16 protein-coding genes are annotated in these 18311 nt (G+C 64.4%); 11 read left to right on the top strand and 5 right to left on the bottom strand.

Features of this window, described 5'->3' with window-relative positions:
* Positions 1-26: 26 nt before the first annotated feature.
* The 5 genes from ACN2XU_RS15005 (at position 27) to ACN2XU_RS14985 (ending at position 4731) form a co-directional block, all read left to right on the top strand.
* Positions 27-350 (top strand): PepSY domain-containing protein, encoded by a 324-nt coding sequence (locus ACN2XU_RS15005; protein ID WP_419411270.1) that lies wholly within the window; start codon positions 27-29, stop codon positions 348-350.
* A 289-nt stretch (positions 351-639) separates the two neighbouring features.
* Entirely contained in the window at positions 640-1005 is a 366-nt protein-coding gene (locus ACN2XU_RS15000; protein WP_419411269.1) for a hypothetical protein, read from the top strand.
* 73 nt (positions 1006-1078) lie between these two features.
* Entirely contained in the window at positions 1079-1549 is a 471-nt protein-coding gene (locus ACN2XU_RS14995; RefSeq protein ID WP_419411268.1) for a DUF2271 domain-containing protein, read from the top strand.
* 13 nt (positions 1550-1562) lie between these two features.
* Positions 1563-3770: a PepSY domain-containing protein gene (locus ACN2XU_RS14990; protein WP_419411267.1), complete on the top strand. Its 2208-nt coding sequence runs from the start codon at positions 1563-1565 to the stop codon at positions 3768-3770.
* Positions 3751-4731, top strand: coding sequence for an FAD:protein FMN transferase (locus ACN2XU_RS14985; protein ID WP_419411266.1), 981 nt, complete (start codon positions 3751-3753; stop codon positions 4729-4731). Before ACN2XU_RS14990 ends, ACN2XU_RS14985 begins: the two co-directional genes overlap by 20 nt.
* A 37-nt stretch (positions 4732-4768) precedes the next feature.
* Here the strand turns inward: ACN2XU_RS14985 and ACN2XU_RS14980 are convergent, their stop codons facing one another.
* From ACN2XU_RS14980 to ACN2XU_RS14965, 4 genes are read right to left on the bottom strand one after another with little or no spacing between them, the layout of a single operon-like run.
* Positions 4769-7171 carry a glycoside hydrolase family 38 N-terminal domain-containing protein gene (locus ACN2XU_RS14980; RefSeq protein WP_419411265.1) on the bottom strand — a complete coding sequence of 801 codons (2403 nt, stop codon included), beginning with the start codon at positions 7169-7171 and terminating at the stop codon, positions 4769-4771.
* Complete coding sequence (locus ACN2XU_RS14975) at positions 7168-9867, bottom strand: family 78 glycoside hydrolase catalytic domain (RefSeq protein WP_419411264.1); 2700 nt, start codon at positions 9865-9867, stop codon at positions 7168-7170. The genes ACN2XU_RS14980 and ACN2XU_RS14975 overlap by 4 nt, the downstream gene beginning before the upstream one ends.
* 4 nt (positions 9868-9871) lie before the next feature.
* Positions 9872-10558: a GntR family transcriptional regulator gene (locus ACN2XU_RS14970; protein ID WP_419411263.1), complete on the bottom strand. Its 687-nt coding sequence runs from the start codon at positions 10556-10558 to the stop codon at positions 9872-9874.
* Positions 10559-10581: 23 nt separating this feature from the next.
* Positions 10582-11499, bottom strand: coding sequence for a dihydrodipicolinate synthase family protein (locus ACN2XU_RS14965; RefSeq protein ID WP_419411262.1), 918 nt, complete (start codon positions 11497-11499; stop codon positions 10582-10584).
* A gap of 175 nt (positions 11500-11674) precedes the next feature.
* On the opposite strand from ACN2XU_RS14965, the gene ACN2XU_RS14960 reads away from it, so the two are divergent.
* From ACN2XU_RS14960 to ACN2XU_RS14950, 3 genes are read left to right on the top strand one after another with little or no spacing between them, the layout of a single operon-like run.
* A complete protein-coding gene (locus ACN2XU_RS14960; protein ID WP_419411261.1) occupies positions 11675-12679 on the top strand; it encodes a sialic acid TRAP transporter substrate-binding protein SiaP in 1005 nt (334 codons plus the stop codon).
* A 6-nt stretch (positions 12680-12685) separates the two neighbouring features.
* Positions 12686-13189, top strand: a complete 504-nt coding sequence (locus ACN2XU_RS14955) for a TRAP transporter small permease (protein ID WP_419411260.1) — start codon at positions 12686-12688, stop codon at positions 13187-13189.
* Between the two features lie 16 nt (positions 13190-13205).
* On the top strand, positions 13206-14507 hold the full coding sequence (locus ACN2XU_RS14950) for a TRAP transporter large permease (protein WP_419411259.1): 1302 nt from the start codon (positions 13206-13208) through the stop codon (positions 14505-14507).
* A gap of 4 nt (positions 14508-14511) precedes the next feature.
* Here ACN2XU_RS14950 and ACN2XU_RS14945 read toward each other — a convergent pair whose 3' ends face one another.
* Complete coding sequence (locus ACN2XU_RS14945) at positions 14512-15300, bottom strand: IclR family transcriptional regulator (RefSeq protein WP_419411258.1); 789 nt, start codon at positions 15298-15300, stop codon at positions 14512-14514.
* Between the two features lie 154 nt (positions 15301-15454).
* On the opposite strand from ACN2XU_RS14945, the gene ACN2XU_RS14940 reads away from it, so the two are divergent.
* From ACN2XU_RS14940 to ACN2XU_RS14930, 3 genes are all read left to right on the top strand, one after another.
* Positions 15455-16594 (top strand): extracellular solute-binding protein, encoded by a 1140-nt coding sequence (locus ACN2XU_RS14940; protein ID WP_419411257.1) that lies wholly within the window; start codon positions 15455-15457, stop codon positions 16592-16594.
* Entirely contained in the window at positions 16591-17724 is a 1134-nt protein-coding gene (locus ACN2XU_RS14935; protein ID WP_419411256.1) for a CaiB/BaiF CoA transferase family protein, read from the top strand. Before ACN2XU_RS14940 ends, ACN2XU_RS14935 begins: the two co-directional genes overlap by 4 nt.
* Positions 17725-17895: 171 nt before the next feature.
* Positions 17896-18303, top strand: coding sequence for a GFA family protein (locus tag ACN2XU_RS14930; RefSeq protein ID WP_419411255.1), 408 nt, complete (start codon positions 17896-17898; stop codon positions 18301-18303).
* Positions 18304-18311 lie beyond the last annotated feature (8 nt).

Raw genomic sequence — 18311 nt, 5'->3', positions numbered from 1 at the left:
TTTGGCCGCAAAGGGGAGTCTGGCCCATGACGAAGACATTGACAATTCTCGCGGTTCTTGCGGTTTTTCCGGCGGGTGTCGCGCTGGCCGATGATGACTGTTTCGTACCGATGGCCAATTGGCAACCGCGCGCCTCCGTGGTGCGGCTTGCCGATGAGAACGGCTGGACCGTGCGCCGTATCAAGATTGACGATGGCTGTTACGAAATCGACGGCCGCGACGCCGAAGGGCGCGCCATCGAGGTGACCGTACACCCCGCGACGCTGCAGGTCATCGAGATGGAATACGAAGACGACGAACAAGAAGACGAGCACCGCCTGCGGGATCGCATCGGGCGTGACCACGACTGACACTGGCCAAGTTCGCTTTGGTTCATTGGAGTACAAAATTCGGCGGCCTGTCCTCCAACCCGGGGACAGGCCACCGCTGCGCAGGACCGACGCAATACACGGCCCGCTGCACGACCATCCCGGCACAAAGGGACGGCTGTGCTGCCCGGTCAGCTGCTAACAATACCGCCCTTACCGGCGGCACCTTGCCTTCCTGACGGCAAACTGAAGCACGAAATGCTCGAACGTCAGGAAACCCTCAGGTCCGCCCCCGATGTTGATGACAGCAGACGCAAAAGGAGACCCTGCCATGCGAAAGACCCTGACCTTTCTTGTCACCACCTCGGCCCTGACCGCCGCTATCGGCGTCCCGGCCTGGAGCGCGATCCACGCTCCGGCCAACGGCGTCCTTGGTTCGATTTCCACGCTCTTCGAAGAGGACGCGCACCCCCTGCACCTGCTGCGTATCAGCGGCGATGACGATGATGATCACCGCCAAGGCACGCGGCGTGGGCACGACGACGACGATGATGATGACGATTGCGACGATGAGGATGACGATGAGGATGACGGGTGCCGCGATGCTGGCCGCAATCCGGCCCCTGCCGGTGCGGTCGCACCGCCTGCGAACGGGCTGTTCGGCAATGGCGCCCCACCCAAGGTTCAGATGAACTGAAAGATGGCTCAAGCGCGGCGCGGATGCCTGCGCCGCTCCCTCTGCCTTCCCTCACTTTCGGAGTTTCCCTGCAATGAAAACCCTTCTCGCGACGCTTGCCGTCACCACCGCGTTGACGCTCCCCGGTCTTGCCATGGCGCGGCCCGTGACGCTTACCACGACAATGAACGCCTACGGCGGCGATGGCGCCTATCTTGCTCTCTATGTCACCGACCCTGCCGGAACCTATGTCGGCAGCCTCTGGATGGCCGGTGGAAAATCCAAATACTACAAGCACCTGACCGACTGGTACCGCGCCACGGGCGGCGACACGGCACAGATCAACGGCATCACCGGAGCGAGCGTGGGCGCGGGCCGTTCGCTCACGATCACGCTTGATCTGGCGGATGCGCTTTTTGACGCGGGATACACGCTGCATGTCGACGCCGCTGTCGAAGACATGCGCGACAGCCCGAACGAGATCGCGGTGCCACTGACAACCCAAGGGGCCGGGACCCCGGTGCGCGGTCGCCGCTACATCGCGAGCTTTGCCTACGACATGTAAGGAGGCACAGGGCATGATCCGTGCATTTCACCGCTGGCCCGGCCTGCTGGCCCTCGCGCTGCTGACAGTGTTGTCGCTGAGCGGCGCGGCGCTGTCGGTCTTTCCCGCAGCCGAGCGCCTGACCGCGCCGCAGGCAGAGGCCGACCTGTCGGTCGCGCGTCTGGCAGACCGCATCCAGAGCGTCTATCCAGGCGTCGAACAAATCCGCCGCGCACCGTCGGGTCGGATCGTGGCCTATTGGTTCGATCAGGACACGCCCGGCGCCGCCGTGATCGACCCGGCCACCGGCGCGGGTGTCGCCTCTGCCGATCCCAATCAAGTCCAACGCTGGCTGACGCGCTTGCATCGCTCACTGTTTCTCGGAGATGGCGGGCGTCTCGCCATGGCCGCCGGGGCCGCCGCGATGCTGCTCCTGACCTTCACCGGCACGGCCCTGGTCCTGCGGCGGGTCGGCGGATGGCGGCAGTGGTTCGCGCGCCTGCGCGGGCCTCTCGCGGGCCGCATCCACGTTGAAATCGCCCGGATCACCGTGATCGGCCTTGCCTTGTCGTCCGCCACGGCCCTGTGGATGACTGCATCGACCTTCGATCTGCTCCCGGATGGCGGCGCCTCGTCCGCGTTTCCAACCGAAGTCAGCGGGCAGACCGGCGCCGCACCCGGTCAAATCGCCCTCCTGCAACAGACGCCCGTCGCGGAGCTTCGCACACTGAATTTCCCCTACCCCGGAGACGCCTCGGACGTTTTCACGCTGACAACCGATCGCGGGACCGGATACCTTGACCAAGGCACCGGCGCGCAGTTGGCTTGGGCCGATCAGACCGGATGGCAGCGCGTTTCGGAAACCATCTACATGCTCCACACCGGACAGGGCGCCGCCGCGCTCGGTCTTCTGCTCGGGCTTATGGCGCTCGGCATACCGGCGATGGGCGCAACCGGCGTGCTGATCTGGTACGCAGGACAGCGCAATCGGCCCCGCATTCCCGGCAACCAACCTGCAGCGCGCGCCGAGACAATCGTGCTCGTCGGCAGCGAGACCGGCAGCACCTGGGGTTTTGCCGCCACGCTGCATGCGGCTCTGACACAGGCGGGGCACAGGGTGCATGTCGGCGCAATGTCGGGCTTTGCGCCGCACCGCTACACGCGGGCCAGACAAGTCCTGGTGCTGGCCGCGACCTACGGTGACGGCGCGGCCCCCGCCTCGGCCAAGGGGTTTCTCGAACTACTGTCAGAACGCGCGCCCCTCCCGGAAGCACGGCTTGCTGTCCTGGGCTTTGGCGATCGCAGCTTCCCGGCCTATTGCGCTTTTGCCAAAGCCGTGGACCAGACTGCCAGGGAGAAAGGCTGGCCCGCACTTCTGCCCTTCGATACGGTTGACCGCCAGTCGCCACAGGATTTTGCCCGCTGGGGCCGGGCGCTGGGTCAGGCCCTCGACCTTGATCTCGACCTGTCACACCGGCCGGTTCTTCCGGCGACACAGGCGCTCACTCTTCTGTCACGGCGCGACTACGGCGCAGAGGTGCAGGCCCCGACCGCGATCCTGCGTTTTGCCTTGCCGAAGGTTACGCGATGGCAACGCCTGACGGGGACCGGATTTGCCCGATTCAAAGCCGGCGATCTGATCGGTATCCTGCCAAACGGCAGCCCTGTGGCGCGCCTGTATTCCCTCGCCTCCGCCCGCCGCGACGGCTTTTTGGAAATCGTCGTAAGACGGCAACCCGGCGGACTTGCCTCGTGCCAACTGACCGCGCTGGCCCCGGGCGATACCGTCACCGCCTTCCTCCGCAGCAATCCCGGGTTCCGGCCCGGACGCGGCCGCGCCCCGCTGATCCTGATCGGAGCCGGGACCGGGATCGCCCCCCTCGCCGGCTTTATCCGCCGCAACAGCAGCAGACGACCGATCCATCTCTTTTTCGGGATGCGCGACCCGGAAAGTGATTTCTTCTACGACACGGAGATGCCGGACTGGCGGGCGGACGGAAAACTGACCCGCCTTGTCACCGCCGTGTCACGCGCGTCCCGGCCGCATTATGTGCAGGACGCGCTGCGGGGTGACGCGGCACAGGTTGCACAGCTGATCCGAGACGGCGCCCGCGTCATGGTCTGCGGGGGCCGTGATATGGCTGCGGGGGTGAGCGAAGCGCTGGCCGAGATTCTCGCTCCGACCGGGCTGACACCCGCAACGTTGAAAGCCGAGGGACGTTATGTCGAAGATGTCTACTGAGTCAAAGCGCTTCGCGCTGAACGGGCCAACGATGGGCACGCGCTGGTCGGCGCTCTTTTTCGCCGCGCCGGATTGGGACCCGGACCCGCTGCGCAAAGCCTTGCAATGCGCCGTCGAAGAGATCGATGCGCAAATGTCCACCTGGCGCGAAGACAGCGATCTGATGCGGATCAACGCGGCGCCGCTGGATGTCTGGATCGCGGTTCCGGCGCAGATGCAGGAGGTTCTGCGCCTCGGACTGGAGATCGGCCGCGCCTCGGGCGGCGCCTTCGACATCGGCATGGGCGACGCGGTGACGGCCTGGGGATTTGGACCAACAGGCGCGGCACAAGAGGCCATTCGCACGGCCATGAGCGCCGCCCGCGTGCCCGCCTTCAAGGCGCTTGAGCTTGGCGACCGCCGGGTCCGCAAATCCGCGCCAATCACGCTCGATCTGAATGGCATTGCCAAAGGATATGGCGTGGACCGGCTGGCCGAGACACTGCAGACCTTCGGGATCGCTGACGGGCTTGTCGGGATTGATGGCGAAATGCGCGCCTTTGGTCTGCGCCCCGATGGCGACGCCTGGACCATCGCGGTGGAAGCGCCGGACCCGGACCGCCGGACGCCGCAGGCCATCCTCGCGCTCGAAAATGCCGCCGTGGCGACTTCGGGCGATTACCGTCATTGGGTTGAGGTTCAGGGACGGCGCCTGGCGCACACCATGGACCCAAGGCGCGGCGCGCCGCTGATCGCCGCCCCCGCCTCCGTGACCGTTGTGGCCCGCACCTGCGCGCAGGCCGACGCCTGGGCCAGCGCCCTCATGGTGCTCGGGGCACAGCAAGGCGCTGACCTCGCGGCGCAGCGTGGGCTGGACGTTCTGTTTCTTCTGCGGGACAGGGCAGGCCAGATCTCGGAGTTCGGTGTCGGGCCCCTGTTTGGCGATGACAGCACCGCGTCGGAGCCCGTGACCAAAACCTGAGGCCCATGCCGGGCGCACTCAGGCGATCACCTGTTCTTCAAACCTCCCGCTCCAGCCCGTCCAGTTGAACAAGCCCTGCATCGCCAAGCCCGACCGTCGCGATGGACCGGGGCCGGAGCGCGGCGCTCTGATCGCTCACCCGAAGCGTGCCGCCTTTACCGTCCAGATCGCACACCCGCAATACCGGCATGTCGCGCTCCTCCGCCATCTTGAGCGTCGAGACATGTGCCGTCTCCGCCCTCACGGGCATCCATTGCCCACGGGGTCCGGCAGTGCCAACGCGGGCGACATGGGGCGTGACCACAAGCGGCTTGTTCAGCGTATCGGCCAGCGCCACGGCGTCCTTGCGGCTCACCTGCGTCCCGGCGCGGATCCAGATGGTAAAGGCCTGCTCCCCCTGATCCATATAGCGATAGCGTGCGCCCGGCTCGATCGGGATCGGGTCGTGATGGGCAAAGACCGGCGCACGCACGGCGGTCATGTAGACCGTGCCGTCCTTGCCCGCGAAGGAATACTTGGAATCGTTGATCAACGCGACTTCGCGCTGCGGCCCGGTGGCGCGGATCCAGCGCAACGCGGGCACTTCGCGCCCGTCCATTGGACGCGCAGCCCAGCCGCCCGGCACCTCGCATTCCATCGTATCGGCCGCGAGCGGATAGGCCAGCCGCAACAGCGTGTGCTGCTCGCGCCAGTCCAGATGAACCCGAAGCTCCACCGGCAGGCTGCCATCCGCGGGCAGGACGATGCTCGTGGTCATTCGAGACGCGCCTGCGCTGCAGGTCACTTCGATGACCTTGCGCACCGGGCCATCCTCGATAAGGCAGATACGCTCCAGCGCCATGGCCTCTCCCGTCAGCCCGAAGGATTTCCCACCGTGGCCCCATGTGTCCGACAGGTCCTCCACGAGGATCGCGCGATGCCCGGGCGCTGTGAAAATCTCCTGTCCCGCGCAATCTCGCAGCGAGGCAATTGCCCCGTTGTCGTCGATCTCCAGAGCGTAACCATCGGTTGCAAAGTGCCGCTGCTGCACCGGCTGGCCAAAGCCGACAGGCGGCGCCTGAACCCCGCGCTCATCAACTGCAAAGCGCAGCATACGCCAGCCGTAGGCGGGGATTTCGAGCGGAAAGGCAATGCGCTGCAGGCCGGTCGTCTTGCCATGCGGATCGGCGTATTGAAACGGAACGGCGGTGCCCTCTTCGTCCACGACAATACGTTTCGAAACGATATCCTTGTCCACCCACGGCTCTGCCTCCATCAGACAGCGCGCGTCCTGCCCATTGGTATTGACCAGCAGCATGGTCGCATCTTCGGGATATGGCGACGGGGCGATTGTCCGGGCCAGATGCCGGATTGCGGCGTTGAGTTCCAGCTCGGCACCATGGATCACCCCGCCCAGCTCGCGCTCGGAATCGATGCAGGCGGATTCGAGGCTGGTTCCGCCAAGCGTGTCGTGGAACTGGTTGAACAGCAGCACACGCCAAAGCTGCTCGAAGCGCGCGCGCGGATAGGGAACGCCGACCTCGCGCGTGGCCAGCGTGGCCGCCGCCTCGGCTTGTTCCAGCAGGCTTTCCGCCTTGCGATTCAGCGTCTTGAGCGCCGAGGCGACGGCATAGCAGCCAACCGCATGGAATTGCAGCTCATCGTTGAAGACCGGCCAATCGCCCCCCTCCACCTCATCGAAAAAGCGTTCCGGATCCGAAAACGTCAGCCGTTCGCCCGCCGTGATCCGGCGTTCGATCTCGTCGATGTTGGCCTTCGTCGGCGCGCCGCCGTGGTTGCCGACACCGTAGAAACACATGAAAGGATGCCCCGCCGTGCGAATTTTTTCGTAGTGCAGATCGGTTTTTTCCGGCAGCGGCATTTCCCGCTTCGAGGTGTTGTAGGCCCCCTGAATACGGAAGGCCGTCACCTCCGAGCCATCCGGAGACTGCCAGCGGAAAATCTCGCCCGGCAGATCCAATTCGGAGGCATTGGGGCGCATGAAGGTATAGCTGGTCGATCCGGTGTGGCGCAGCAGCATGGGAAAGGTGCCGGGGTGTCCAAAGCTGTCGACATTGTAGCCGGTGGGCACCTCGATGCCGAATTTCTGCCGGAAATAGCGTTTGCCATAGAGCGCCTGCCGGATGACGCTTTCGCCCGACGGCACGTTGCAATCGGGCTGAATCCACCAGCCATTCACCACGATCCAGCGACGCGCGGCGATGTAATGGCGGATGCGCGCGAACAACTCCGGGTCCATCTCCTCGATCCAGGCATAGATATGCGCCTCGCCCTTGGAAAAGATGAAACCCTCCCCCTCTTCCAGCCGGTCTATCGCGGCCCAGCAGGTTCCGATCGCTTCCGCGCAGCCCTCCTGCCAACGCCAGAGCCAGACAGGATCAAGGTGGGCATTGCCGATCATATGCAGCATGGGCTGCGTGGGTGTCTCTGCGTCTTTCATGTCGGCCCCTCCCAAGGCGTTATGACAATCTCGTGGCGGCCCGACCCAAGCGTGAAACGGCAGCCTGAGCCATGCGCCTCGGGTTTGGTGCCAAGGACCTTGACCGAACTTGCGGGCTGGGCCAGTTCGGCGGTTCCGGTGCAATTGGGCGGGATCTCCACCGTCCAGCGGACGGCCTCCCCGTCGATGTCCCATGCGCTGCGATAGGTGCCGGTGGGGGCGGTGTACTGCGCGCGGACCGGGGCGACACGCCGATCGAACAACGGGCGCAGCCGCGCCGCCCGGAACCCGGGTGCCGCCTCGTCCCAGTCGAGCCCGGCCATCCGCGCATAAAGCCATTCCCCGACGCTGCCATAGGCATAGTGGTTGAACGAGTTCATATTGGCGCTCTGGAACCCCTGCTCCGGGGTCCACCCGTCCCAACGCTCCCAGATCGTCGTGGCGCCATGGCGAATGCTGAAGCCCCAACTGGGGTAGGTTTCCTTGAGCAGCAGGCGGTAAGCGTACTCTGCCGCGCCATTGTCCGCGAGCACCCGGCACAAATGTCTGACCCCGAGAAATCCTGTCTGCAGGTGCCCATCCGCCGAATCGAGCGTGCGCAGCAGGTGATCACGCGCGGCATGGCGCAGCGCCGGGGGCAGCAGGTCGAAATCCAGGGCCAGTAGATAGGCCGTCTGCGTGTCGCCCGTGATCCGGCCATCCCCCGCGACGAAGGCGTCAAGGAAAGCGGCGCGCACGCGGGCGGCGGTGTCGCGGTGCTGGCGGGCCTCGGCCTGCCGCCCCAGCGTCTGCGCCATGCGCGCCAGGAGATCCGCCACATGCGCCCAATACGCCGTGGCAACCATCGTGCGATCCGAGGCCGGGCCAACGTTGAGCCAGTCGCCGTAATTGTTGTGAACGCGATTGACCCGCAGAAACGTCGGGTTGGCCTCGGCGATATAGGTGGCCCATCGGCTAAGCGCGGGCCATGCCTGTTCCAGAAGCTCCAGATCACCATGACGCAGCCAATGCTGCCAGCACATGATGACCGGCCCATCGCCCCAGCCCGGCGCGCCGGGCTGCCCGGTCAGCCGGTAGGGGTTGAGCGGTTTCGATGGCGCGACATCCGTGAACGCACCGTCAGCCAACTGCGCATCGAGAATATCGTCGAGCCACTTTGCAAAAAAGCCGCTGGTGTCCATGACGAACCCTGCCGTGCGCCAGAAAACCTGCGCATCCGCGCTCCAGCCATAGCGCTCGTCCCGCTGCGGGCAATCGGTCGGCACCGACAGAAAATTGCCCCGCTGGCTCCACGCGATGTTCGACAGAAGCTGATTGACCAACGGGCTGCCGGTCTCGATCGCGCCGGTCGTCTCAAGGTCCGACTGGATCGCGATCGCGGTCAGCCGCACGTCCTCAGGCGACAGGCCCACCGGCAGCGAGAGCGCGGCAAAGCGAAAGCCGTGAAAGGTAAAGCTCGGCTTGACCGTCTCGCGCGCCGCCCCCTTGGCGGTATAGTGGTCGGTGCACACCGCGTGCCGCAAGTTTGCGGTATAAAGGCCGCCATCCGCATCGAGGATTTCCGCATGGCGCAGCGTGAACCGATCCCCGGCCTGCGCGCCCCGGATCTCCATTTCCACATAGCCGGCGATGTTCTGCCCGAAGTCAAAGATCCATTCGCCGCCGCGCGCATGCATGCACTGGCCTTCGAGGCGCACCGTTTCCCGCACTGGAGGGGACTTCATGGCCGTCAGGGCCGGCGCCGCCGGGTCCGGCTCATAGACCTCCACCGGCTGCCATCCGCTGTCGTCGAAGCCGGGGCTGGCCCAGCCGTACTGCTCCAGAAGGGCATCGTAATGTTCGCCCATCAGGAAATCGCTGTAGCGGATCGGGCCCTGCGCGGTGCGCCAATGCGCGTCCGTCACGATGCGATCACGCCGCCCATCTGCATAGTCAACGTGGATCTGGCAAAGCAAACCCGGCCGCCCGCCGTAGTGGTTTCCGGCGCGGCGCTGATTGTGGCCGACACGGCCCGAATACCACCCTTCCCCAAGGATTGCGCCAATCGCATTCGCGCCGGGCTGCATCAGGTCGGTGACGTCATGCGCTTGATACAGCGCGCGCTGGTGATAATCGGTCCAGCCCGGTGCCATGACCTCATCCCCGACGCGCTGCCCGTTGAGGTGCAATTCGTACAGGCCCAGAGCCGAGACATAGGCCGTCGCCCGCACCGGCGCGGCCTCCAGCGTGAACTCGCGGCGCAGATAATCGGCGGGCCGCGCCTGCCACGGGTTGTCATAGAGATTGTCCGACGGCGTCTCCCGCCCGGCGGGCAGAACAAAATAGCGCGCAATCCATTGCGCCGACCAGTCTTCGGCATGCAGCAATCCGGTCATCACCGGCGCCGGATCGGCCCAGTCCGAGACCGCACCATCCGCGCGCCGCACCCGGACCGACCACCAGAACCGCAGGTCCGATGTCAACGGCGCCTCGCCCCATCGGATCCACTGCGTCTCATCGCGCGCCGTCCAGCCGCTCTGCCACAGATCGCCCTGCCCCTTTGCCACCGCTGCCCGGTCGCGCCCGGCACAGATGTCATACCCGGCCTGATCCCCGACGCCCTCCAAAGCCCAGGAAAACCGGGGGCGCGCCGTGGTCAGCCCGCAAGGGGCGGCCAGATAGTCGCAGCGCAGACGTGTCGGCGTCAGTGTAGTCATTGGATCACAATTCAATTGCCCGATCGCGGGCGTTGCGGACGTGGGTTTCGATGGCAAGGATTGCCGCTGCGGCATCCCTTGCCTTGAGCGCCGCAATCACCGCGAGATGATCGGCAAAGGCCGACGGCAGCGTCAGCCTAGTCAGGCGAATGCGATCCAGCTTGATCAGGCGAATGCGGATGGTGTTGACGTTGTATGCCTGGATCATCAGGTCGTTGCCCGTATCGGTAATGAGCCTGTCATGGAACGCGCTGTCCACATCCTGCCCCGCATCGAAAAAGGCCGGCGGCGGATCGCCAAGCGCGGTCAGCTGGTCCAGGATCTCGCGATGCCTGCGCTCTTCAGCCTCCAGCACCGCATCCGGCATCTTGCGAATGGCAGAAAGCACCGCCTCGCGCTCCAGCGCCATGCGCATCTGAAAGGCATCACGAATCATCGGCAGGTCGATGCTGGTGATCTGTATCCCGCGCTTTGGCATGACGTGCAGCAGCCCTTCTGCCTCCAGCCGTGGCAACAGCTCGCGCAGAGCCCCCACCGACATGTCCAGAAGCGCGACCAGCTCTTTCTGCGAGACCACCTGACCGGGCCGCAACCGCCCCTGCAGCAACGCTTGCTTGAAACGGTCATAGGCCGCTTTCTTGAGCGGCGTTTCGGCAGGCGTCAGGGCGGTGCGGTCGGCGGCGGCGGTCATAGGGTTCTCCGGTCTCGTGGCGGTCAGGCTGCGGTGTCCGGAGCGTATCCGGTTTCCGCCAGCGCGGCGAGAACCCGTGTCTCCACGGCCTCCGGAAGCGATCCGAGCGGCGGCACTGCCCGTGTCCAGCCGGGCTCTCCAGTCTCCCGCGCGAGCATCGCCTTGATCACGGGCAGGCCGCCATTGCCGTCCACGGCCTCGATCCGGCGCGCCGCATACGCGCGCAATGTCGCGGTATCCGCGCCATCCGGAGCCGCCAGAACCTGCACCGCGTCGGCGGCAAAGAGGTTTGGCATTCCGCCAATCATGCCCGCGCCCCCCTTCAGCCGCAACGGCGGCATCACCCGGTCGTCCCCGGTAAAGATGGCAAGTTCCGGAAAGGCCTCGATCAGCGCCAGACCGTTCTGCAGATCCCCGGTGGAATCCTTGACCCCGGCAATCCGCGCGCCAAATCGCGCCAGCAGCGCGGAGATCAACGACGGCGTATAGGCGATACGCGAAAACTGCGGGATATTGTAGAGCAGCAGGTCGAGCCCGGTCGATCCGGCGCGCGCCAGAAGCGCCTCGAAAAAGGCGACAATCCCCGCGTCGCCGGGGGCTGAATAGAAGAAAGGCGGCAAGACCAGCGCGGCACGACAGCCGGCGCGCTCGATTGCACCCAGCATGTCGGCCGCTTCAGAAAGAACCGGCGTCATGATCGCCGGTATCAGGCGATCCGCTGGCACCCCCGCCCTGATCAGCCCGTCCAGCGCCGCAATCTTCTGCGCCGAGGAAAACGACGCCCCCTCCCCGGTGGTGCCAAAGACTGACACGTACCTGCATCCCGCCGCCATCACCCGCTGGCAATGCCGGGCCAGCAAATCCACATCGATCTGGTAATTCGCGTCTACCGGCGTCACCGCCGCGCAGACGATTCCGCTCATGTCGGCCTTGCCCGTCATGGTGTCCTCCCCATGTGCAACAACTGATACAATCAGATGTGCAATCAAATATACCATTAGTGTTTACATTAGAAACCAGTTCATGCAAGGTCGTTCTGTCAAATCGGTCCGTCAGGTATGGGAGTGCCGCACGTCGCACCGGTTTCGCAGACATTCTTTTGGAGGGAGGAGCCCCATGAACACCTATAGATTTAAGACACTCGCCTTGTCTGCCGTGTCCGCCGTCGCGCTCAGCGCAGGCGTGGCGCTGGCACAAGACCCGATCGAGGTGAAGTTCACCACCGTGTCGGTGCCGACGGATCTGCACACACAGGCCATGGGCGTCTTCAAGGAGACACTGGAATCGCTGGAGCCGGACAGCTTCGACATCCAGCTCTACGATTCCGGCTCGCTCTTTGGCCAAAACGGCGATCTCGACGCGCTCCAGCGCGGCAATGCCGAGATGGCCTATGTCTCGTTCCAGCTGATTGCCGATGCGATCCCGCAGTTCGGCCTGTTGACTGCGGGCTACCTGTTCCAGAACGCCGATCACTACCGCGCCTTCATGCAGAGCGACATCGGCGCCGAGTTCAAACAAACCGTCCGCGACGAGATGGGCATCGAGCTGCTGTCGGTCTGCTATCTCGGGACACGTCAGCTCAACCTGCGCAGCGCCATGGACGTGCAGACGCCCGAGGATCTCGCCGGCCTGAAGCTGCGCATGCCTGGCTCCGACGCCTGGCTGTTCCTTGGCAAGGCGCTTGGTGCAAACCCGACGCCGCTGCCCTTCTCGGAGGTCTATCTCGGCCTGCAGACCGGAACCGTCGATGCACAGGACAACCCCCTGCCAACCGTCGAGGCGGCAAAGTTCTACGAGGTGACGCAGCAGATCACCCTGACCAGCCACCTGGTCGACGGGCTGCCGATGGTGGTCAATTCACAGACCTGGGAGCAGCTGGACGAAAGCCAGCAGACCCATATGGTCGAGGCCGCTCAGGCCGCCTGTGACTGGAACAACACGCGCCGCTATGCCGAGGAAGACCGACTTGTCGCCTTCTTCGAGGAGCAGGGCCTGACGGTCACGACGCCGGACCTGGACGCCTTCCGCAACCATGTGCAGGAGACCTACATGAACTCCGATCGCGCGGCGGACTGGCCCGAGGGCTGGGTCGAGAAGATCAACGCACTGGCCGGAAACTGATACCGCATGGCTGACACAGCCAACACCGGACTGGCCAGGGCAGTGTCCTGGCTGAAGCGGGGCGCCGACACCGTCGGCGTCCTGCTCTTCCTCGCGGCCTTCTGCGGTTTCATCGCGCAGGTCTTCTGGCGCTACGTGCTGAACGATCCGCTGGCCTGGACCGAGGAATTCGTGATGATCTGCTTCATCTGGACCGTGTTCTGGGCCGCCGCCTTCATGGTGCCGGTGCGCGATCACGTGTCCTTCGACGTGGTCTATGACGTGGTCAGCCCGCAGACCCGGCGCGGCTTTTGCATGGTGACCCTCGCGGCCATCGTCGTCGCCTTCGTCTGGCTGGTGCCCTACACGTGGGACTATCTCGACTTCCTGACCCGCAAGAAATCACCGGTCCTGCGCATTCAGATGCACTGGATCTACGGCTGCTACATCCTGTTCGTGACCGCCTTCGCCGTCCAGTCCGCGTGGCGGCTGGCCGAATTGTTCCGCCCGAACTGGCGCGACCAGATCTGAGAACAGAAAGACCACCATGTTCGTCACCATCGCGCTTCCGCTGATGATCGTCATCCTCGTCGGCACCACTGTCATGGGCATGCCGCTTGGCATCTCGATGATCGTCTCGTCGATCTTCTACCTGATCCTGAGCGGACGGGATGTGGGACTTGCGGCGGAAATGGTGCTCAACGGCGTGTTCGGCAATTTCGTCGCGCTCGCCGTGCCGCTGTTCATCTTTGCCGCCAACATCATGAATGCCTCGCAGATCTCCGACCGGCTGCTCAAATTCGCGCTGGCGATGGTCGGGCGGCTACCCGGAGGCCTGGCACAGGTGAACATCTTCACCAGCCTGCTGTTCTCGGGGATGAGCGGCAGTGCCGTGTCGGACGTGGCCGGCGTGGGCAAGATCCTGACCAACATGATGATCGAGGGCGACCGCTATCCGCGCGGCTTTGCCGGGGCCGTGACCGCCACCTCCTCCGTCGTCGGACCGATCTTTCCTCCGTCGATCCCGATGGTGTTCTATGCGCTGATCTCGTCGACCTCCGTCGGGGCGCTGTTCCTCGGCGGGGTCGTCCCGGCGCTGATGGTCGTCGTGACGCTGGGCATCGTGGTCGGCGTGGTGGCAAAAAAGCGCGGTTTTCCCGTCGAAGAGGCCATCCCGTTCCGCGCGATCCCGATGATCGTGCTACGCGCCCTGCCGCCGTTGATGATGCCCGTCATCTTGCTCGGCGGCATTTACTCCGGCGCCTTCACCCCAACCGAGGCCGCCGCCGTTTCGGCCTTCTACGCGCTGCTTCTGGCGATCTTTGCCTACCGGTCGCTGACGCTGCGCTCGTTCATCGAGGTGGTGCTCGCCACGGTGCGCACCACGGCCGTTGTCACCATCGTGCTCTGCGGTGCGTTCATCTTCAACTATGTCGTCACCGTCGAACGCATCCCGCAGGCGGTTTTCCTGTTCTTCGACCAGTTCGAGCTGAACGTGGTGCTGTTCTTCTTGATGATCAACGTGCTCTACCTGCTGCTTGGGTGCTTTCTCGATGTCTCGACGATCATGCTTGTGATCACGCCGCTGTTCATCCCGACAGCCGCCGCGCTCGGCATTGACCTGCATCACTTTGGCATCGTGATCGTCTTCAACATGATGATTGGCCTGATCACGCCGCCCTATGGCATCCTGCTGTTCATCATCAAGGCGCTGAACGGCATTCCGCTGGGTGAGATGATCCGCGAGATCTGGCTGTTCATCGGCGTACTGGTCACCCTCCTGATGGTCATAACCTTCATACCGTCGCTAAGCCTGTGGCTGCCGCGCTTTGCGGGCCTGCTGAATTGAGCCCTCAGCGCGCCCCGGCCCCCAGCCTGCGCGAGATATCCGCTCCGAGCGCCACGAGCTTGTCGCGGCATTCATCTGCCGTAGCGATGGTCGTGCCGGTCAGGCGGTGAATGAAGGGGATGGTGATCGCCGCTGTGACCTTGCCGGAGAAATCGAACACGGGGACCGAAATGTTCTGCACGCCCGCGATGGTCAGCGAGGGCGACTCGCAGTAGCCCTTTTCGCGCACCGCTGGCAGATCCCGGACGAACGACTCGTACTTTTCCACCGGCTCGCGCCCGGTCTCCGTGAAAAGGGCCTCCAACGCCCCGGGATCTTTCCACGCAGCCAGCACGCGGCCCGACGCGGTGTCGAAGATCGGGATATGCGCTCCGAGCCGGACGGCGGTTATGTTGTTGTCCGGGCAATCGACCTGCGCGATGACCAGCACGCGACCCGAATGGATGATGCCGAGGTGCATCGATTGGTTCACCTGGTCCGCGAGCCGCTGCATGGCATCCCCCGCAATCGAGGTCAGACGCCGGATCGGCGGATGGCGATGCGCCACCTCGAACATCTTGGTCGTCAGGTGATAGCGGTCATCCTCGTCGTTCAACTCGACATAGCCACGCTGGCGCAGCACCATCAGCATCCTAAAAATCTCGGAGGTGGTGCGGCCAAGCTGCTTGGCGATGTCCACCTGCGTCCGCCCGTCCGCCTCGGAGGCAAGAAGTTCAAGGATATCCAGCCCCTTGGACAGCGCGGGAGCGCGGTACTTCTCGTCGTCTGTCTGGTCTTCGGTGTTGGTGCTCATCGGATCCCCGGACTGTGGCCTGCCGTTGCGGTCCGGCGTTTATAGGCGCTGTGCCCGGGGGCTGACAACAACGCTCCGCATGATGTCATTAAATATAAAATCTTCTTTTACTTGTGAATAGCGCGCGCTATTCTGATGCAAAGAGGAGGAAAAATTGTCCCAAACCTGTGTACTCAAGGGCATGACGTGGTCCGACCCGCGCGGCTATGATCCGCTCGTCGCCGCAAGCGCCGCCTTTCAAAAGCGCCATCCGTCCGTCACCATCACTTGGGACAAACGCTCGCTTCAGGGGTTTGAAAGCACGCCGGTGGAAGAGCTCGCCCAAGCCTACGATCTGATGATCATCGACCATCCGCACGTGGGCGACGTTGTCGCGGACGGCTGCCTGCTGCCCATCGACACCCATGCCGCCCCCGCCGCCCTGGCAAGGCTTGCGGCGGAGACGGTGGGAAAAAGCTACCACAGCTACTTCTATGCCGGGCATCAATGGGCGCTCCCGGTCGATGCCGCCTGTCAGGTACAGGCGATCCGCCCCGACCTGCGCCCCGCGCCTGCCGCGCGGCTTGCCGAGGTGATGCGCGAAGCGCAGGACGGCCGCGTCCTCTGGCCCCTCCGGCCACCGCATGTGCTCATGTCCTTCTTCACCTTGATCGCCAATACCGGCAGCGCCTTTCCCGTGACCCGCGATCTGCCGCTTGATCGGGGCGCGGCCAAACGGATCCTTGACGTGATGCAGGCGCTGGCGGATCTGGTCGATCCGGCCTGCCACGGCATGGATCCGATTGCCGCGCTCGATGCGCTGGCCGAAGGCGATCGCTTTGCGCTGATCCCCTTGACCTATCTCTACGCGCCCTACGCGAAGAACGGATACCGCCCGCATATGATCGCCTATCACGACATCCCGGCAGAAGGCATGTCCGGCCCGCTCGGCTCCGCGCTTGGCGGCACCGGGCTTGCGGTTTCCGCACGGACAAAACACCCGGAGATCTGCACTGAATTCGCGCTTTGGGTCGCGTCAGCAGAGGTCCAGCGCGGTCTCTACACCGCCAACAACGGCCAGCCCGGCAACGCCGTCGCCTGGGCGGATCAGCAGGTCAACACCCCGGTTGGCAACGCCTATCACCAGACCCGGATGAGCCATGAGGCCGCCTGGCTCCGGCCCCGCCACAAGGGCTACATGGGGTTTCAGGAGGAGGCCTCACACATCCTGCTCGACGCGCTCACCGGCAAGACGACGCAGGACGCCGCGCTCGACGCCCTGCAAACCCGCTTCAGCGAAAGTTTCGACGCATGACCGAGATACTGCCCCTGGACGGGCTGAAAGTCCTTGATTTCTCGCAATTCCTCGCCGGCCCCTACTGCGCGCTGAAGCTCGCCGACATGGGCGCGGATGTGGTCAAGGTCGAGCGCAGCGGCATGGGCGACCTGTCGCGTTATCTCTACCTGACGGATACGAAGATCGGCGGCGAAAGCACCATCTTCCACGCCATCAACCGCAACAAGCGCTCGCTGGCGGTCGATCTGAAATCCGACGCCGACCGGGAGAAACTCTGGACGCTGGTGCGCGAGGCGGACGTCGTCTTGCAGAACTTCCGCCCCGGCGTGATGGAACGGCTGGGTTTTGGCTATGATGCGGTGAAAGCGGTCAATCCCACCGTCGTCTATGGCACCGTGACCGGCTATGGCTCGGACGGGCCTTGGGTCGATCTGCCGGGGCAGGATCTGCTGGCGCAGGCGCGGTCCGGCGTGATGTGGCTGTCGGGCGCGCGCGACGACGGGCCGGTGGCCATGGGCCTGCCGATTGCCGATGTGCTGGCCGGGGCGTCACTCACGCAAGGTGTGCTCGCCCTGCTCTACAGGCGCGCGACCAAGGGGATCGGCGGCCGGATAGAAACCTCCCTGATCGAGGTGCTGGCCGATCTGCAATTCGAATTGCTGACCACCTGGCTGAACGACGGCCACCGCACGCCGACGCGCTCAGTCAACAACCCCGCCCACGCCTACCTCGCCGCGCCGTATGGCGTTTACGAGACTCAGGACGGGCATCTGGCGATTGCCATGGGCAAGCTGGACCTGCTGGCGCAGATCACCGGGCTGGACCCGGAGATCGCCGCGCGGGATGCCTTTGCCGAGCGTGACGCAATCAAGGCCGGACTGGCGACGCGGCTCAAGACCGCAAGCACCTCGCATTGGATGGAGCAGTTCATCAAGGCCGATATCTGGGCCGCTCCGGTGATGGACTGGGACGGGGTCATCGACAGCGGCGTGCTGCAGACGCTTGACATGGTACAACAGATCTCGCGCGGGGAGGTCTCCATGCAGACCACCCGCCTGCCGATCCGCATCGACGGCACACGCCCCGCCTCGACCACCGCCGCGCCGGAACTCGGGGATGCGAACGGGTTGTTGGAGACCGGATGGTGAAGACTGTGATCAAAGGGCGCCAAGGCCCGCGCCCTTTGCCATGACGCAAAGCCTAGCTCTGCGGTGAGAGTCCAACTCGATCTTGGATCCGTGTATGCGAGGGGATATGACTCGCAGACGGGATTTGAGCAAGGCTGGCGATCGGCTGGTCGCATGTCGGGAGGACGCCCAATGGACAATCTTGCAACCGGACAGTGTCTTTGTGGTTCTGTAACGTTCCGGATATCGGGCCCGTTTGAGGGGTTCTTTCTGTGTCACTGCACCCGCTGCCGCAAGGACAGCGGGTCCGCCCACTCCGCAAACCTGTTTTCCTCCAAGGCGACGATCGAATGGCTTTCGGGAGAGAAAAACATCAAGGAATTCCGGCTTCCCGGCTCAAGACACATGAAGTGCTTTTGCACGGAGTGCGGGTCCGCCTTGCCGTTCTCTCAGGAGAGCGATGGTGTGCTTGTGGTGCCGGCTGGCTCGCTCGACAGCAAGATCGACATCCGGCCCAACGCGCACATCTGCATGTCCAGTCGCGCCGATTGGGACAACGACCTCGCCTCTGTCCAAAGCATCGACGGCCTTCCCGGTTGAGCGGTCGA

The organism is Pacificoceanicola niger, from assembly GCF_048553275.1.
Lineage (GTDB): Bacteria > Pseudomonadota > Alphaproteobacteria > Rhodobacterales > Rhodobacteraceae > Pacificoceanicola.
The sequence above is the reverse complement of the archived record's forward strand: the minus strand, read 5'-3'. Positions and strand labels throughout refer to the sequence as shown.

Coding starts and splice junctions, on each gene's coding strand:
- ACN2XU_RS14985 (WP_419411266.1), top strand. CDS start 3,751: ATGTCGAAGATGTCTACTGAGTCAAAGCGCTTCGCGCTGAACGGGCCA.
- ACN2XU_RS14955 (WP_419411260.1), top strand. CDS start 12,686: ATGGCTGACACAGCCAACACCGGACTGGCCAGGGCAGTGTCCTGGCTG.
- ACN2XU_RS14980 (WP_419411265.1), bottom strand. CDS start 7,171: ATGAAAGACGCAGAGACACCCACGCAGCCCATGCTGCATATGATCGGC.
- ACN2XU_RS14990 (WP_419411267.1), top strand. CDS start 1,563: ATGATCCGTGCATTTCACCGCTGGCCCGGCCTGCTGGCCCTCGCGCTG.
- ACN2XU_RS14950 (WP_419411259.1), top strand. CDS start 13,206: ATGTTCGTCACCATCGCGCTTCCGCTGATGATCGTCATCCTCGTCGGC.
- ACN2XU_RS14995 (WP_419411268.1), top strand. CDS start 1,079: ATGAAAACCCTTCTCGCGACGCTTGCCGTCACCACCGCGTTGACGCTC.
- ACN2XU_RS15000 (WP_419411269.1), top strand. CDS start 640: ATGCGAAAGACCCTGACCTTTCTTGTCACCACCTCGGCCCTGACCGCC.
- ACN2XU_RS14960 (WP_419411261.1), top strand. CDS start 11,675: ATGAACACCTATAGATTTAAGACACTCGCCTTGTCTGCCGTGTCCGCC.
- ACN2XU_RS14935 (WP_419411256.1), top strand. CDS start 16,591: ATGACCGAGATACTGCCCCTGGACGGGCTGAAAGTCCTTGATTTCTCG.
- ACN2XU_RS15005 (WP_419411270.1), top strand. CDS start 27: ATGACGAAGACATTGACAATTCTCGCGGTTCTTGCGGTTTTTCCGGCG.
- ACN2XU_RS14975 (WP_419411264.1), bottom strand. CDS start 9,867: ATGACTACACTGACGCCGACACGTCTGCGCTGCGACTATCTGGCCGCC.
- ACN2XU_RS14930 (WP_419411255.1), top strand. CDS start 17,896: ATGGACAATCTTGCAACCGGACAGTGTCTTTGTGGTTCTGTAACGTTC.
- ACN2XU_RS14970 (WP_419411263.1), bottom strand. CDS start 10,558: ATGACCGCCGCCGCCGACCGCACCGCCCTGACGCCTGCCGAAACGCCG.
- ACN2XU_RS14965 (WP_419411262.1), bottom strand. CDS start 11,499: ATGACGGGCAAGGCCGACATGAGCGGAATCGTCTGCGCGGCGGTGACG.
- ACN2XU_RS14945 (WP_419411258.1), bottom strand. CDS start 15,300: ATGAGCACCAACACCGAAGACCAGACAGACGACGAGAAGTACCGCGCT.